We start from the raw sequence: 15,631 nt of genomic DNA on the forward strand, positions 1-15,631 counted from the left end.
TCCGAGATCGCTGAAAATACCCCCAGACCGTGTGCCCGCTTGTGCTGACCAATCCCCGGCACGGAGCACCAGTTGTACCAGTGGATTTGATCAACTGGTCTGTCAGCGAAGGAATTTGAGCAAGCGTGATAAAAAAGGGGCCTCACGGCTGGGACTGTTCGGCAGGCCGAGACCGTGTCCCGGGGTGGTGCCGCGGGTGCGGAAGCGCTGGGGCCCGTGATCGCGCAGGTAGTCGGGGAAGCCGGGCCCGTGATCGCGCACCGTGATCACGGGCCCCTCCACGATGAGATCCACCGGTCCCTCTCCGTGCTGGTGCGCGTTGGTGACGAGATTGCCCAGGATGTGCTCCAGGCGCCGCTGGCCGGTCCTGGTGTGCTCACCGGTTGGTCATACCGTTGCGCGGCGGGCGGAGGGTGCCCCGGGAGCGGGCCCTGGCTTCCACGGGCTTCGGAGGAGTGGACCGGGCGCCGCACACCGCCGTCCTCGCCCGTGGTCCGCGCGGTGGTCAGGCCCGCGCGAGTGGCGACGACGGCCGCCTGGACCCGATTGCTGACGCGCAGCTTGGCCAGCAGCGCACTGATGTAGTCCTTGGCCGTGGCCGGGCTGATGTAGAGACGGGCGCCGATCTCGGAGTTGGAGAGGCCGTCGGTCAGGAGGACGAGTACCTCGCGCTCCCGGGCGGACAGCCCCACCAGGTCGGGCCCGGTGTCCATCGCGGGCGGGCCGTACGGGCCGCGGCCTTGGACCGTCGGCGCCACCGGACCGTCGCGGTCGCGGTCGCCGTCGCCGGCGGCGCCGAGCGCGCGGACCGCGTGGATCAAGTCGTACGGTCCGACGTCCGCGGAGAGGAAGTGCCGGACGCCGACGCGCCGTGCCTCGCCCAGGTAGGAGTCGTCGTAGGAGGTGGCCAGCATCGCTATGCGCGGCGGACGGGACAGTGCGCACAACTGCGCGAGCAGGGGCAGGTCGGCGGCGTCCGGGGCCCCGGCATGGACCAGCAGTACCGCGTCGGGCTGCCGCGCCCGGGCGCAGCCCACTGCCTCGGTGTCACGGGCGACCGTCACGTCCGCGAGGTCGGGAGCGTGCTTGAGGGCGGCTGCCGTGCCCAGGCACAGCAGAGCCCAGTCGCCGGTGACCATCACCCGCAGCGCGGGGATTTTCCTGACTGGCCTGGTGGACATGGGCGTACCTCACACTCACTCGTACATCTAATTAATTAGATGAGCATGGCGAGATCCTATGCCCTTCATTGGTCGAGACGTCAAATATGTTAGAGGTGTTTGACGGTGAGCGACGGTGGAGGTCTAGTCTGTTGAACGGGCGGACGGCCCCCCGGGACAAGGAGAAGTGAGCGGCGTGGCAGAAGAGTCGCTGGTGGGACAGGGTGCGATCGCACGGCGGCTGGACTACCTGATCAGGGAGCTGCATCCGGCAGGGCGCGGCCCCTACAGCTACGTCGAGCTCGCCGATCTGATCAGGCAGCGGGCCTCCCTCGACAACGGCCCCACGGTCTCCCACGGCACCATCCAGAACATCCGCAGCGGCCGTGTCACCAACCCCGGCGTGGAGTCGCTGCAGGCCATCGCCCGGTTCTTCGGCGTGACCACCGCCTACTTCACCGATGACGCCGTGGCCGAGGTCACCATCGCCCGGATCCGGGAGATCAGGGAGAGCGGCGAACGGGCCAAGGCGAGCGACGAACTCGCCGATGCCCTGGAGGACCAGCAGGTCAGGGCGGTCGCTTTCCGTCTGGGCGGCCTGTCCAGCAACGCCCTGCGGGGCATCAAGGGCATCGTCGAGGGCTTCCGGGAGGCGGAGGGACTTCCCGCCGTCACCGCGGATCCCGAGCCCGGACCCGCGGCCCGCACGTCCTGACCCCGGCTCCCTCCGACGGCCTCCCAGCCGCTGGGCCCCGGCCGACCAGTGCGCGAAGAGGGCAGCCACCCACAACCCGTCCAATCTATTGGACGCAGGGTGTCATCCTGCGCCTATGATGGTCGCCAGGCTGATGCGGAATGCATCGCTCCGCCCCCGTGCCCGCCGAGCTGTCACCGACCCCGACAGCCCCACGAAAGGCGCCCCCATGACGTGGTGGACCCGCCGGCGCCCCGATCCCCGGACGGCAGCAGCGGCGACCCTGCCGATCCCGCACCCCTTCGACCTCGAAACCTTCTGTGCGGGCATCGCCGAGCAACGAGGCCGCCCACTGCACCTCCTGGCGCTCCAGGGCGCCCGCGACCCCGGGCTGCCCTGCGGCCTCTGGCTCGGTCTGGACAGCGCCGATCTCGTCTTCTACGACGACCAGGCGGCGGACATCCTCAAGGTGCACATCGTCCTGCACGAGATCAGCCACATGCTGCTCGGGCACACCGCCCCCGACCTGGATCCGCCCGCCACGAAAACCGCCGACGCCGCAGAACAACGCGCTCTCCACAGTCACCTGGAGCACGCCCTGCGCCACGCCGCCCACACCGGCACCGCAGCCCCGCTCCCCACCGCCGAGATCATCCGCGCCGAGGCCGACCGCATCCGCGCCCTGGCCACCACCCGCCGACCGGCGGACGACTCCATCGGCCTGGATCCCGCGCGCATCGCCCAGCTGCTCGGACGTACGCAGTACGCCAGCGAACAGGAACGCGACGCCGAACACCTGGCCACCCTCATCCTTGAACGCGCCTCGCGCGACGAGACCCGTCCGACGACTCCCCACGCGGCCGAGGCGCTGATCCGGTTCAACGACCTGTACGGACACCCGGACCGGCCATGAACACCGCCCAAGCGGCCCTGGCAACCCTGTTCTGGGTCCTGGCCCTGTGGCGCCTTCCCGCCGCCCTGCGCAATCCGGCCCAACGCGGTCTGTGCGCCTGCCTCCTGAGCCTGGCCGCCTCCGCGAGCATGGGCCTGGCAGCCGACTCCGACCTCATTGACTGGGCCGTGGGCATCCCCGACGCATCGATTCTGTTCCGGCACTGGAGCGGTCTGCTGTACACCGCCTTCGCGCTCGACACCGCCCTCGCCATGGCCTGCCCGGCGGCACGCCGCCGCACCCGCACGCCCCATGCCGCCGTGGTGGGCGGCGGCCTGCTGGCCTCACTCGCCCTCTACCTCTGCTTCCCATGGCCCCTCGTCCCGCAGGACTTCACCCAGGCCTGCGAAAGTTCCACTGCCTACTGCACTGCGGCCAACCTCTACGCCGTGCTCTATCCCGCCTACCTCGCCACGGCCGGCGCCATCCTGGCCTTCCTGGCCTGGACGTACAGCCGCCGCACCCGGGCTCCGTGGCTCCGCATCGGCCTGAAGGTGCTGGCCGCGGCCATGGCCCTCGGCACGGTCACCTCCCTCATCCGCTCCGCCCTCGGCGCCGCCCGCCTGCTCGGCGCCGAGGCATCGCTGGACTGGCATGCCGTCAAACCGCTGGTATGGGCCGTCTACGCGCTCGCCCTGATCGGCTGCGCCATCCCCTTGTGTGGAATCGCGGCCCAACGACTGCGCGACCGCCGGGCCCTGCGCCACCTGCTCCCCCTGTGGTCCGCCCTGACCCGGCACGCACCCGGCATCGTCCTGCCCACCCCACCCGGCACTGCCCCGCGCCTGCGCCTGCACCGCCTGGTGATCGAGATCCACGACGCCCGGCTCGCCCTCACGCCCTACACCAGCCCGGCCCTGCACCGCCATGCCGCCCGCACCGCCCAGGCAACCGGCCTGACCGGCGGCCCACTCGACGCACTGACCACGGCCCTGGTCCTGCGCGCCGTACACCGCACCAAGGAATCCGGCTGCGGCCCCCACCCCCCGCAGCCCGGCGCCGAGCCGTCCGCCCCCGCGAACCTCGCCATCAGCCTGGACTTCGACACCGAGATCAGACGATTGCGCGCCCTGTCCCGCGCATACCACAGCACCACAGCACGGGCCTACGCCCCGGACCTCGCCGCCATGGGACCAGCGGAGTGTCAGTAAAGGCTCACGTCATAGGCCTTGAGGGCTTCGCCGATCGGCTGGAAATACGTGACGCCGCGAGGGGATCCCGGTTGGGTACCGCAGCCGGTGCCCTTGTCGATGGCCGACGTAAGCCCCAAGGCGGTGGTACCGGAGAAGAACGGCCCGCCGCTGTCACCGGGCATGGCACAGGCCGTGGTTTTGACCAGGCCCCTGACCTCGAAGCTGTGGCCGTCGTAGTCGACCCCGTTGAGCGTCTGATCGACGGCCGTGACGACACCGCTCCTGACCTCCGAGCTGATGCCGCTGCGCGTCACCTTCTGGCCGACCCGGGCTTCGCCGGCTTTGGTGATCGTCTGGAATCTGCCGTTGTACAGGTCGACATCATGCGGCGGAATGCCGGAAGCGGTGTACTTGACGATGCGGTAGTCGCCCTTCTGCGAATCGACGCCGGGGCGGAACACGGACATGCTGCCGACCGTCGTTTCGTCGTCGTCCGGAACGGCGAACCGGGCGTTGCCATGGCCGCAGTGGCCGGCGGTCACGAAGAAGTAGACGTGGGGATCGCGGTTGCTGCGTACGTTGAACCCCAGGGAGCACGTAGTGTCCCTGCTTTCGTTGTAGATGGCGTCTCCGCCGTGCAGAGCAGGGGCGCGCGTGGCCGACGAACCGGTGCCGGTGGCGAGAGCCCGGGTCCCGGACGCTTGCGCGAGCCCCCTGCGGGAAGCGGAGGTGTAGGAACCGGCCACACGAGTGAGCGCCACGGCCTCACCCAGAGGCTTGAGAGCCTTCTCCAACTGGTCGAGCCGGGCCCCGGACACGGTGGCATCCGCCGATACGGCGATCTTGTCGTGAACCGGATCGGTCGCCCATCCCGTTCCGGCGATGCGCGCGGTGTGCTCCAAGTGGGCGCGTACCTTGCGTAGTTGGGCCGTACTCCGCTCCACCAGTCGGGTCTGCACGCCCTCGCGAAGGGCTGTCTCCGCCGCGGCACTGCTGGTGACATTGAGGATCACCCGTGCGGTGTGCTCGTCCACGAACGAGCCCGCCGTCCGGTCTACCCCCAGTACTCCGCCTCGGCGGACCCCTGGCGGCACGTCCCCGCATCCACCCGGACAGGCCACCGCATCCCCGCTGTGACCGTAACGGGCAGGTACGGGAACGAGGTTGAGCGCCCCCTTCGACGACACCACCGCCGGATTCCCGAGACCGTGCCCGACGAGACGCAGCCCCACCGGTCGGCGGGGAGAGAGCCGCCGAGGCAGACGATCGGCGGATTGGCGGCGGCCTGCGCGTACTACAGCTCACGTTCGTCGGACACCCAACAGTGCCCCTCCCGAGCCCCGGATCAGCGGGTCTTGAGGTGTGTCAGTCCGATACTGGACTGGCGATGGGTTCGATGCGCGGCTCGGCGAGCCTGGTGTAGTCCGCGCCGGAGATGGCCAGCGAGCGGTCAAGGCGGGCGGCGTTGAAGTAGAGGCAGGGCTGGGCGATGACGTCTGGGTCTGCGACGAGTTCGAGTTCGGGGTCGAAGCTGAAGGGCAGGACGGTGCCGGGGACGGCGTGGGCCAGTCGCTCGGCCGTGGCCGCGTCACAGAAACCGACGTAGCGGGCTGCGAACAGCGTGCGGATGGCGTTGAGGTCCACACGCCGGTCACCGGGAACGACCGCGAGCACGTGGCGAGTGACTCGCCGGTCGATCTTGACGATGAGGATGAGGCATTTCGCTGCTTCCGACACCGGGTGTCCGCGCAGTGCGCTGACCGTTTCGGTGGTGCCTTCCGGTTCGTGGTCAATGAGTTTGTACACGGTTGCCGTGCTGTCGAGCAGGTTGATCAGACGCTGGTAGGTGTCGTTGTCCGGCATGGGGACTCCTCTGGGTGGGTGGTGCGGTGGGTGCGTTCGATGCCCTGTCCCCAGTACGTTCCGGTGACCATGAGCGCCGCCCCGAGGCCGGCGAGGGCGGTGACCTTTTCGCCGCCGAGGCCGATGCCGACCGCGACGGCCCAGACCGGTTCGGTGCCAAGTAGCAGACTGGCCCGGCTCGCGGAGCTGTTCTGTACCGCCCAGGTCTGGGCAAGGAAGGCGAACACACTGCAGAACAGGGCCAGATAGACGAGCTGGCCCCAGACCCCGGGATCGACCTGAGTCAGCCTCGGCAGGCCGCTGGAGGCCGGCACGGCGAACAGCACCGAGCCGAGAACCGTCTGGACGGCCGTGAGCTGCAACGGCCGGACAACACGGCCCTTCGTCAGTCGCCCCACGAGCGCAACATGCACTGCGCGCACCACCGCGGCGGCGAGCATCAGCAGGTCGCCGATGCGGGGAGTGTGGAAGCCGCTGCCGGACATGAGCAGGGTGACGGCCAGCAGGCACAACCCTGTGGCGGCGAAGAAGCGCGGGGGCAGCGGGCCGTTGCCTGCCGTGCGGTCCAGCAGTGGGGTGAGCACGATGGTGAGGCTGATGATCAGGCCGGCGTTGGCCGCGCTGGTGTGCGCGACGCCGTACGTCTCAAGAACCAGGACAGCGGCCTGGGTGACCCCCAAGAAGGACCCGATACGCACCTCATCGCGGGTGTAGCGCCCCTCTTGCCGGATGGCGACGAGGGCGAGGCAGGCGATCCCGGAGATCGCATACCGCGCGAACAGCACTACGAGGACGGGCAGGACGTAGGTGGCCGTCTTCGCGGCCAGGTAGCTGGAGCCCCAGACGATGGCGACAAGGAGAAGCACTGCATCAGTGCGGCGGGCGTGGAACACCCCCCTACGCTGCATCCCTTCCACTCTGAAGCCAAGGACGAAGTTCTTAAGGGATCTTGAAGTATCACTACACTGAGAGGGTGAACGAACGACAGTTGCAGATCTTGCGAGAGCTCGGCGAACTGGGAAGCGTCACCGCGACCGCCGAGGCGCTGTTGATGACTCCCTCGGCGGTCTCCCAGCAGCTACGACTGCTGCAACGCTCGATCCCCGTCCCGCTCACCGAGCGCGAGGGACGGCGGCTGGTGCTCACCGACGCCGGGAACGCCCTGGCGAGCGCGGCCATCGAGGTGGAGACCGCGCTGGCCCGGGCACGGCACACCATCGAGGAGTTCATCGACCGGCCGGACGCGGGTGTGTCGGTGGCGGCCTTCCACAGCGCGGCCGCCGCGTTCTTCCCGCTGCTGCTGCGGGGCCGGACCGGCCCCGGGCACCCGCAGCTCTCGCTCGCCGACGAGGATGTCGCGCAAGACCACTTCCCGCGACTGACCCGGGACTACGATCTCGTACTCGCCCACCGCCTCGACCAGGCGCCACCCTGGCCGGCCTCGGTCGCCGCCAGCACGCTGCTGCGCGAACCGCTCGACATCGCCCTGCCGGCCGACCACCCCCTCGCCGCCAAACGACGCCTCACCCCGCGAGACGTCGCCGATCAACCCTGGATCACCGTTCACGACGGCTTTCCCCTGATGACGACCATCGACGCCATCGCGACCGCCGCAAACCGGCGGCTCAACATCGTCCATCGCATCAACGAATTCACGGTGGTCGCCGAAGCCGTAGCCGCCGGAGGCGGCCTCGCTCTGATGCCACGCTGGACCACTCGTCCGCACCCCGCACTGATTTTCCGGCCGCTCAGCGGCGTGCACACCCGACGCCACATCGATGTGCTCCACCGCCCCGAACGTTCCGCCCGGCGAGCCGTACGGATGGTGCTCAACGAACTCCACCACGCAGCCGCAGTGATCCGGAACCGAGACGTCAACGCGGGTTCCAGTGCGAAAGAGACACTCCCTGACGAAGCCTGATGCACTCCCGCGCACCCACCACGACCTTCCCGAAAATCGCTGGCCCGGCCCGCCAACTGGGCCGTAGCTTGCTGCCGGTGACAAGTGACCCCCACGAACCATCGGAGCCCCTTCCCGCCCCCGGACTCTTCTCCCGTACGTATCTGGCAGTCACGGCGAGTTTCGCCGCGGTGATGTTCTTGACCGGGTTCGCGGCGCTGGCGGTGATGCCGTTGCTGCCGGTGGCCGCCCGAGACCTCGACGGAGTCGGTCTCTACCCGCTGGTGGCAGGGGCGTTCGTGGCGGCGAGCCTGCTCGGTGGTGTGCTGGGCGGGGCATGGGCGGATCTTGGCGGGGCCCGGCGACCGCTGACGGCCGGGCTGGTCCTGACCGTTGTGACGCTCCTCGTCTCCGCGACCAGTACCACCATCTGGCAACTGGTCCTGGGACGTTTCACCGACGGGATCGCGGCGGGCCTGGTGGCCGTGTCCGTCAACGCGGCCATCGGGCAGTCCTACCCGGATCACCTGCGCGCCCGCGCCCTGTCCCTCATGAGTGCGTGCTGGATTGTGCCGTCACTGGCCGGCCCCCCGCTCGCCGGGTTCGTGGCCGCGTCATGGTCATGGCGAGTGGTGTTCTTCGGCGTCGCCGGGTTCACCCTGATACCTGCCGCGGTCGCGGTGCTGCTCCTTCGCCGACAACCAGCACAGCCAGGAGCATCGCAAGGACCTGGGAGTCCCGAGGCATCCGTGCGTCGGCCCGCCCTGCCCGCCACGGTGGCGGTGAGCGTAGCCGCGGCTCTCACCCAGTACGGTGTTTCCGCCTTCAACGCGTGGCACGCGGTGTGCGCGTCGGTCGGTGTGGTGCTGCTCGTGACGTTCGCCCCGAAGCTGCTGCCACCGCACACCTGGCGGGCCGGGGGCGGATTGCCCGCCACGGTGCTCCTGCGGGCGCTGACCTCTGGCGCGTTCTTCACGCTGGAAGCCTTCGTCCCCCTGATGCTCAGCACGGCGCGCGATGTGCCGGGCGTGGTCACGGGGTTCGCGTTCACCGGGGCGGCACTTGCCTGGGCCGGAGCCTCCTGGGTGCAGGGCCGCCTGCAGAACCGGGTGCCGCGGCACCGGCTGGTCGCCATCGGGGCCGCAATCATGGCCGCCGCGGTGGCGGTGGCGGCACTGTGCACCATTCCGGCGGTGCCTCCGGCCGCGGCGGTGTCCTCGATGGCGATGGCCGCCGTCGGCATGGGGCTCGCGACGCCGTCACTCACACTGCTGTCACTCGCGCACACTCCGCCCGACAGGCAGGGCTACGCAAGCGGCGCGATGCAGACCTCGCAGAGCCTCGGCCAGACCCTGGTCCTGGCCGTGACGTCGGCTCTGTTCACCGCAGTCTCAGCGGCGTCGACGAGCCGGCTCCCGGCGTTTGCCGGAGCCTACGCGCTCCTGATCCTCCCGATTGCGGGTGCCGCCTGCCTGGCAGGGCGGACGCGCGTCGCGGACGCAGGCCAACACGATGCCTCGGGATTGTCGGTCGCCACGGCCGAGGAACAACTACGGTAGGCCGATGCCACCGACGCCGTACCGCGCCGCGCTCCTCGTCATCGACATGCAGCACGACATGAAGCCCATCATGCACCGCCCTGAGAGAACCGTCGGAACCATCGCGGGACTCAGCTCTCGGGCGCGTGCCGCGAAGGTTCCCGTCATCACGGTTCAGCAGCGAGGATGCGGCGATGCCTTGCCCGGACTGGCACCGCGAAGCGGAGAGCCGGTGGTGACGAAGACCTGTGCGGACGCCTTCTTGGACACCGATCTCGACGAGACGCTGATCCGGCTCGGCGTGACCGAGGTCCTTGTCACCGGCTTCGCCACGGAGAACTGCGTTGAGACGACCGCCCGCCAAGCCCTCAGCCACGGCTATGACTTGGTGCTGGTGGCGGACGGGCACACCACATCGGTCCGCTCTCAGCCGACGGACTTTGCCCCGCCAGACCAGTCGATCGCCCACCACAACGAGATCTACCGGCACATCGACTTTCCTGATCGCAGCGTTCGGGTCCTGCCTGCCATAGAAGTTGACTTCATGGCGCCGGAGCTGGATACACCCGAGGGGTAAGGCTGGGGAGGGTCGCCGCCGTACGGCCATGGCGCAGGGGTGACGGTTGGTCGTCAAAGCAACGCGTTTCATAGGTGGTTTCAGGCGGGTGCGATCTTGCCAACGCTCTCGGGGTGTCGGCCTACAGCCGTCGGGACGGGCCTGGTGCGGTTTCCCGGCTCTGCAGGCGCTTCCGCGGCCTCCTTAGCGGCCTCGACCGCCATGGTGCTCACTGCCCTCGCTGCTCCGTTCACTCCCGCCGCCCCCGCACGGGCCGCGGCTCCTGCCGACACGGTCACCCTCACCCTGCCTGACCGCGAGGAACATAGTGGGTGTTCTATGGACCTTTTGGCGGGTTCTGCGTTGAGACGCGAGGTGCCGGAGATTGGGGGCCTGGCCCCGGGATGGCTGTTGCGCGCTATCTGGCAGGATCTGCAGGCATCGCATACGTATGAATGGGGGGCGGATGCTCACAAGCCGCGGGCGGCCGGGGGTCGTGGGGTTGCTGACCAGGGCGGGCCTGTTCCTGGCCGGGCTGGCGGCGGTGAGTTGGGGGCTGGTGGCCGTCATTCCGCTGAGCCTCGCCGAGGCCGCGACGGGCCGGGGTAGCCACGCATTTGCCGTCTCGGTCTTGCGGGGTGTCGCCCGTGGAGCGGGGGGAGCGGCTGCCGATGTGCTGGTCGCTGCGCTGCTGGTCCTGTGTGTCAGGGGCTTGGTCAGGGCCTGTCGTCGACGGCTTGGGACAGCGCCCTGAGCGGGCTGAAGAGGCTGGGTGCGGGTGCGGGTGCGGGTGCGGGTTCGGGTTCGGGTTCGGGTTCGGAGAGGATGTCCCGGTCGGCCAGGCGTTTCAGCTTGGCGCGGATGCTCTCGGTGTGCCGCGGCTCGTTGGCGATGCCCAGCATCTCGCAGACCTCTTTTGCACGGAGCCCGCGCCTGGTCTGCTCGAAGGCAGCGAGGACCTCGCGGTAGCCAGGGCGGCAGCGGTTCGGGCGGCTCGTCGCCGTCCCCGGCGGACAGTTCCAGCGCCGTCTCGCGAGTGAACGTCTTCGGGCGCCCGCCCTGCGTATGACGCTCACGCGGGACCGGGTCATCGTGGCCGAGATGCGCTCTGCGCGTGATCTTGCCTGGCTGGAAGAGCGGGCGCGCCATGGACGCGCGGGATACATGGACCCGAAGCAGGCGGCGGCGTTCGCGGAGTTCCTCGCCAGCCAGCCCCCTCCGCGCTCCCCAAGGACCAACCCCTGGCACCAGGACCGCACTCGCAGGAGATAGCGGTGTGGCAGGTGACCGACGCGTGGCAGCGCATCGAGACATGGCTGCGTGCCCATGCCCCCGCGTCGTATGCATCCCTTCCGCTCCTGGAAGAGGCCCCCGCCGATCCCCTGGGCGTCCTGCTGGGCCGTACGCGGGCGGCGATCCTGGATCTGCACCACGCCATCGCCGAGACGGGCTGGCTGAACCGGCTGAACCGGCTGCCGCAGGACGGGGGTGCCCGGACCGCCAGGACGCAGCCCGCGGCTGGAGTTGGGTCTTGCTCCTCTACGCGACGCAAGTAAAGAACAAGCCAATCACACACCATGAGATTGCAAAAGCAAACCAATTTTTGGGTGTGCTGGACGAGATCATATCCAACTAGTCCGGTTTGACTCTTATTGGGTGACTCTTCAAGACTTCGCCTTCATCTCCCCTTTATGTACAGGGGCATTACGTGATGAAGAGGGCTAGTCAAACCAGCATGGACAAGCAAGACATCACCTCTGCGCGCATGCGCAGGGTCATCACCCGCGGCATCGTCACCACCACCGCTCTGGCCGCAGTGGTCGGCGTGGCCGCGCCGGGAGTCGCCATCGCCAGGCCCGGGGAGGCCGTGGCCGCGGCCGCCGCCATCGGTACCGACGAGAAGCAGCGCGTGGAGGCGGCCGCCGTCGTCGGCCTCGACGCCACGTGGGACGTGCTCCAGCGCAGTGACCTGGACTTCATCCAGGAGCTGTGGCGCAAGGCCCGCGAGGGCGGCGAGAAGTACGAAGCGGTACGGATGGCGGCCGAGGAGGCCATGCTCAACCCCGACGCGGAGGCCCACGTACGGTTCATCACCGGCGGCATCCACGAGGCGTACGCGACCGACAGGAAGCGCGAGCAGGAGCGCGAGGCCGCCGCCCGTGGCGACCGGCTCGCCAAGTCGCAGGCGCTCATCGCGGTGGGCATCCCCGGCAGCCCCGACCTGCTGGCGCTGAGCGACGACAACTTCGTACGCGCCGTCATGAAGCACGAGGCCGCCGGTCCGCAGGTCAAGGCCGCGGCGGCAGCCGCGCTCGCCGGTGACGCGGTCGCCTGGCGCGAGTTCATCACCAACGGTGCCCGCGAGGCCCACCAGCGCGATGTGGCGGCCGAGCTCAAGGAGCTTGAGGAGAAGAACCGCGAGGAGGCGCAGCGCCGCCAGGAGCTGGCCGCGCGCAAGAGCACGGCGGCCCTGTTCAACCTCACGCCCGCCGAGGCCATGCTCAGCCTCAGCGACGACAACTTCATCCGCGAACTGCTGCGCCAGGCCGTTGCGGCCAACGGCCCCGAGCTGTACGCCGCCGCCCAGAAGGCGGCGCTGAGTCCGAACGCGGCCGACTGGCGCGAGTTCATCCACACCGGCGCGGAGAAGGCGTACAAGACCGACGCCGAGAACCGGCGCAAGCAGATCGCCGAGGCCAACAAGCTGCGTCTGAAGCAGATCGCGGCCGCCCTGGCCAAGACCGGGGTCAACCCCTGGTTCGTGGCCAAGGCCAACAAGGCGCTGACCGGCACGGACGAGCAGGTCGTCGACTTCCTCAAGGAGGACAACCAGTACCGCGCGATGCGCCAGTCGCTGCAGCCCGCCACCGGCAAGCCGGCCGGCTTCTTCGTCCGGCAGTCGCGGGTGGACGCCGGCGAGGCCTTCGTCGCGCCCGTCGCGGCCAAGGGCAAGCAGGCCGACCGTGAGGACGCCACCTGGGTCGTGGTGCCCTCCCTCGCCAAGAAGGCCGACTGCTACTCCTTCGAGTCGGCCCGTGACCGCGGCTCCTTCCTGACGCTGAAGGGCCAGCGGGTCGTGGCGGCCGCGCACGACGGAAGCGACGGCTCGGCCAAGGCCGCCACCTGGTGCGCCCGCCCGGGCCTGTCCGGCTCGGGCAAGTCGTTCGTGTCGGCGAGTCAGCCGGACCGCTGGCTGCGGCACTTCGCGGGCGACGTCTACGCCGCCGACAAGGACGGCAAGAACCGCTTCGACGGCGGCAAGGACTTCGCCCAGGACGCCAGCTGGAAGCTGGCCAACCCGCTCGCGCCCTGATCCGGCCCGACCGGCCCCACTCCTTCGCGGACACTCCTTCGCGGACCTGAACAGAACGGAACACCCGATGTCCCGGATCATCCGAGGCGCGCTGGCCGCCACCGCCGGCCTGGCCGCCCTGGCCGGCACCGTCACCGCCGTCCACGCGGCCGACACCACCACCACTACGACCGCCGCCGAGGCGGCCACCGTGCAGCTGCAGGCGGCGCACAGCGGTCAGTGCCTGACCATCGGCAAGGGCAGCCTGCGCAACGGCGCCAACGCGGTGCAGAGCACGTGCGCCGACGGCGTCGACAGCCAGCTCTTCGAAATGGCTCCCACCGGTGACGGCACCCTTGAGCTGCGGCCCAAGCACAGCGGCAAGTGCCTCGAAGTGGAGAACAGCGGCACCGAGGGCGGCTCGAACATCCAGCAGTGGTGGTGCAGCGGCGGCACCAACATGCGGTGGCGCCCGTTCCTTGTGGACGTCGCCAAGGACCTGTACGAGCTGCGTCCCGCGCACACGACCGCGGCCCGCTGCCTCGACATCAAGAGCGGCGCCGTCACCGAGGGCGCGAACACCCAGCTGTGGTACTGCAACGGCAGCGCGGCCCAGCAGTGGCAGATCAAGCCCGTCAAGGCCTGACCGCCGGTCCCCGCACCGCTCCCGGCACCGCTCCCGGCACCGGCTTTCGTACGGGCCTGAGCACCCCCCACCTTCGAGAGGAAACCGAACACCCCATGTCCCGGATCATCCGTGCCACGCTGGCCATCACCGCCAGTGTCGCCGCCCTGGCCGGCACCGCGACCGCCGTCCACGCCGACGCGGCCGAAGACGCGGCCGCCAAGGCGGCCAAGGCCGCCAGGGAAGCGGCCAACACGGCACGCGCGAGCGCCGACGAGGCCGCCGCGCGGGCGAAGCTGCCCGAGGCGACCGTCCAGCTGCAGGTCGCCTCCAGCGGCAAGTGCCTGGAAATCAACAACGGCGCGATCAACGACGGCCTGCCGGCCCAGCAGTGGACCTGCAACCCCGACACCGTCGCCCAGCACTGGCGCATGGTCCCCAAGGGCGGCGCCTCCTACGAGCTGCGGACCGTCACCGGCAACAAGTGCCTCGAAGTCGAGAACAGCGGCACCAAGGCCGGCGCGGCCGTTCAGCAGTGGACGTGCTCGGGCGGAGCGCAGATGCGCTGGCAGGCCGTGCTCGTCGACCCGGCGAGGAAGCTCTTCCAGCTGCGCCCCACCCACACCCAGGACCGCTGCCTGGACATCGTCAGCGCCAAGACGGAGAACGGCGTGAAGGCCCAGTCGTGGTATTGCAATCAGTCGGACGCCCAGCTGTGGCAGATCAAGCCGGTCAAGGTCAAGTGAGGTCGGCAGTGAGGCGTCAGTGGTGGGTCGCGCAGGCCACGGCGGTCGCCCTGCTGGCCGGCGGGGGAGTGCTGGCGGCGGGGGCGGCACCGGCATGGGCCGGTGCGCCCCTGTCCACCGCCGCGTCCACCGCCGCGGCGGAGCAGCCGGCCGACCCGGCGGCGGCGTTGAAGGCCGCCGCCGCGCAGAGCGCGCGCGACTACGTCCACTCGATCGCCGTCTCGAAGCTGCCGGCCGAGCTGCGCGTCTCCGCGTGGAACGCGCTGCGCAGCACCCGGGGGGACGAGGCGATCGCCGAATGGATGGCTCCCGGCGGCGGTTACACGTACGCCAAGCAGCGCCTGAAGGACTCTCGCGCGCAGAACCGGAGTTTCTGCGAGCGGGTCGTGGCCACGCACACCGCGCAGTTCTCCCCGGCGGTGCGCGCGGCTGCCGAAAAGGCGCTGAAGGGCTCGGACGCCGACCGTGCGGCCTTCGTGAAGACCGGTTACGCGCAGGCGCAGAAGCGGGACCGGGAAAGTCGTGAGGCGGACGTCCAGCACCGGCTGGAAGTCGTGGCCGCGGACCGGGAGTTCGTCGCCGCGCTCGCCCAGCACGCCCCGGGCGAGCAGGTGCGGGTGGAGGCACAGTGGGCGCTGCGGCCGGGTGCCACGGATGCCGACATCACCGAGTTCTACGGGTACGGCTGGGCCACCGGGGGGTCCTTGGACCTGGAGGCGTACCGGCTGCACGTGTCGGATGCCGAGACGGGCCGGCGCGCCGCACTGTCGCAGCTGATCGCGAAGGCGGCGGCCGCCCAGGAGGCGGTCAAGGGCGCCGCCGACGCCGCCAAGGCCCGCGCCGAGGCGGAGGCCGCCTGGAAGGCGGTGTCCGAGCACGCGGGTTCCGCGCAGAAGGCGTGGCTGGCGGAGCAGGAGGCCGCGGCCGCGCAGGCGGAGAACTGGCGGAACGTCGCCAAGGCCGCCAAGGAGTCCGCGAACGGGCTCTGGAAGGGCATCGGCGATCCCGCCGAGGCCAACCAGACGTCCTGGGCCGAGGAACAGGCGGGAGCGGCCGCGTCGGCCGGCTTCTGGAAGGACATGTTCGAGCGGGCCCAGGAAGCGGAGAGCCGCGTCAAGGGCTGATCTCCGGATCCGTCCCGGGTGCCGGCCGGTGTGACCAGCCGGCCGGTA

16 protein-coding genes and 1 pseudogene are annotated in these 15,631 nt (G+C 69.9%); 11 read left to right on the forward strand and 6 right to left on the reverse strand.

All coding sequences use genetic code 11. The features are described from left to right. Positions 1-102: 102 nt before the first annotated feature. Both OG965_RS38245 and OG965_RS38250 read right to left on the reverse strand, forming a co-directional pair. Positions 103-366, reverse strand: a pseudogene (locus tag OG965_RS38245) (ATP-binding protein); the annotation flags it as partial. Next, a complete protein-coding gene (locus OG965_RS38250) occupies positions 267-1,181 on the reverse strand; it encodes a DNA-binding response regulator (protein WP_371656685.1) in 915 nt (304 codons plus the stop codon). The gene OG965_RS38250 and the pseudogene OG965_RS38245, both read right to left, overlap by 100 nt. 175 nt (positions 1,182-1,356) lie before the next feature. Between OG965_RS38250 and OG965_RS38255 the strand changes: the two genes are divergently transcribed. From OG965_RS38255 to OG965_RS38265, 3 genes are all read left to right on the forward strand, one after another. Next, positions 1,357-1,875 carry a helix-turn-helix domain-containing protein gene (locus OG965_RS38255; RefSeq protein ID WP_371656686.1) on the forward strand — a complete coding sequence of 173 codons (519 nt, stop codon included), beginning with the start codon at positions 1,357-1,359 and terminating at the stop codon, positions 1,873-1,875. Positions 1,876-2,083: 208 nt separating this feature from the next. Continuing rightward, positions 2,084-2,767, forward strand: a complete 684-nt coding sequence (locus OG965_RS38260; RefSeq protein ID WP_371656687.1) for a hypothetical protein — start codon at positions 2,084-2,086, stop codon at positions 2,765-2,767. Then, positions 2,764-3,957 (forward strand): MAB_1171c family putative transporter, encoded by a 1,194-nt coding sequence (locus tag OG965_RS38265; RefSeq protein ID WP_371656688.1) that lies wholly within the window; start codon positions 2,764-2,766, stop codon positions 3,955-3,957. Before OG965_RS38260 ends, OG965_RS38265 begins: the two co-directional genes overlap by 4 nt. Here OG965_RS38265 and OG965_RS38270 read toward each other — a convergent pair. The 3 genes from OG965_RS38270 to OG965_RS38280 form a co-directional block, all read right to left on the reverse strand. Beyond that, positions 3,951-4,973 carry a S1 family peptidase gene (locus OG965_RS38270; RefSeq protein ID WP_371656689.1) on the reverse strand — a complete coding sequence of 341 codons (1,023 nt, stop codon included), beginning with the start codon at positions 4,971-4,973 and terminating at the stop codon, positions 3,951-3,953. The two genes, OG965_RS38265 and OG965_RS38270, sit on opposite strands and share 7 nt — an antisense overlap. 331 nt (positions 4,974-5,304) lie before the next feature. Further along, complete coding sequence (locus tag OG965_RS38275) at positions 5,305-5,802, reverse strand: YbaK/EbsC family protein (RefSeq protein ID WP_371656690.1); 498 nt, start codon at positions 5,800-5,802, stop codon at positions 5,305-5,307. Then, positions 5,772-6,695: a DMT family transporter gene (locus OG965_RS38280; RefSeq protein ID WP_371656691.1), complete on the reverse strand. Its 924-nt coding sequence runs from the start codon at positions 6,693-6,695 to the stop codon at positions 5,772-5,774. Before OG965_RS38280 ends, OG965_RS38275 begins: the two co-directional genes overlap by 31 nt. Before the next feature lie 80 nt (positions 6,696-6,775). On the opposite strand from OG965_RS38280, the gene OG965_RS38285 reads away from it, so the two are divergent. The 3 genes from OG965_RS38285 to OG965_RS38295 all read left to right on the forward strand — a co-directional run bounded on the left by OG965_RS38285 (position 6,776) and on the right by OG965_RS38295 (position 9,817). Then, positions 6,776-7,723, forward strand: coding sequence for a LysR family transcriptional regulator (locus OG965_RS38285; RefSeq protein ID WP_371656692.1), 948 nt, complete (start codon positions 6,776-6,778; stop codon positions 7,721-7,723). A 173-nt stretch (positions 7,724-7,896) separates the two neighbouring features. Next, entirely contained in the window at positions 7,897-9,261 is a 1,365-nt protein-coding gene (locus OG965_RS38290; RefSeq protein WP_371657169.1) for an MFS transporter, read from the forward strand. A 4-nt stretch (positions 9,262-9,265) separates the two neighbouring features. Next, positions 9,266-9,817 (forward strand): isochorismatase family protein, encoded by a 552-nt coding sequence (locus OG965_RS38295; RefSeq protein ID WP_371656693.1) that lies wholly within the window; start codon positions 9,266-9,268, stop codon positions 9,815-9,817. A gap of 695 nt (positions 9,818-10,512) precedes the next feature. Here OG965_RS38295 and OG965_RS38300 read toward each other — a convergent pair. Continuing rightward, positions 10,513-10,698, reverse strand: coding sequence for a hypothetical protein (locus tag OG965_RS38300; protein WP_371656694.1), 186 nt, complete (start codon positions 10,696-10,698; stop codon positions 10,513-10,515). Positions 10,699-11,070: 372 nt separating this feature from the next. Here OG965_RS38300 and OG965_RS38305 point away from each other — a divergent pair, with 372 nt between their 5' ends. The 5 genes from OG965_RS38305 to OG965_RS38325 all read left to right on the forward strand — a co-directional run bounded on the left by OG965_RS38305 (position 11,071) and on the right by OG965_RS38325 (position 15,583). Beyond that, on the forward strand, positions 11,071-11,352 hold the full coding sequence (locus tag OG965_RS38305; protein WP_371656695.1) for a hypothetical protein: 282 nt from the start codon (positions 11,071-11,073) through the stop codon (positions 11,350-11,352). A 179-nt stretch (positions 11,353-11,531) separates the two neighbouring features. Then, positions 11,532-13,109: an AbfB domain-containing protein gene (locus OG965_RS38310; RefSeq protein WP_371656696.1), complete on the forward strand. Its 1,578-nt coding sequence runs from the start codon at positions 11,532-11,534 to the stop codon at positions 13,107-13,109. Between the two features lie 67 nt (positions 13,110-13,176). Next, entirely contained in the window at positions 13,177-13,734 is a 558-nt protein-coding gene (locus tag OG965_RS38315; RefSeq protein WP_371656697.1) for an RICIN domain-containing protein, read from the forward strand. Positions 13,735-13,829: 95 nt separating this feature from the next. Then, positions 13,830-14,459 (forward strand): RICIN domain-containing protein, encoded by a 630-nt coding sequence (locus OG965_RS38320; RefSeq protein ID WP_371656698.1) that lies wholly within the window; start codon positions 13,830-13,832, stop codon positions 14,457-14,459. Positions 14,460-14,467: 8 nt separating this feature from the next. After that, positions 14,468-15,583: an ALF repeat-containing protein gene (locus OG965_RS38325; protein WP_371656699.1), complete on the forward strand. Its 1,116-nt coding sequence runs from the start codon at positions 14,468-14,470 to the stop codon at positions 15,581-15,583. Positions 15,584-15,631: the final 48 nt, after the last annotated feature.

Origin of the sequence: Streptomyces sp. NBC_00224 (assembly GCF_041435195.1) — a bacterium.
In the GTDB taxonomy this organism is placed as follows: domain Bacteria; phylum Actinomycetota; class Actinomycetes; order Streptomycetales; family Streptomycetaceae; genus Streptomyces.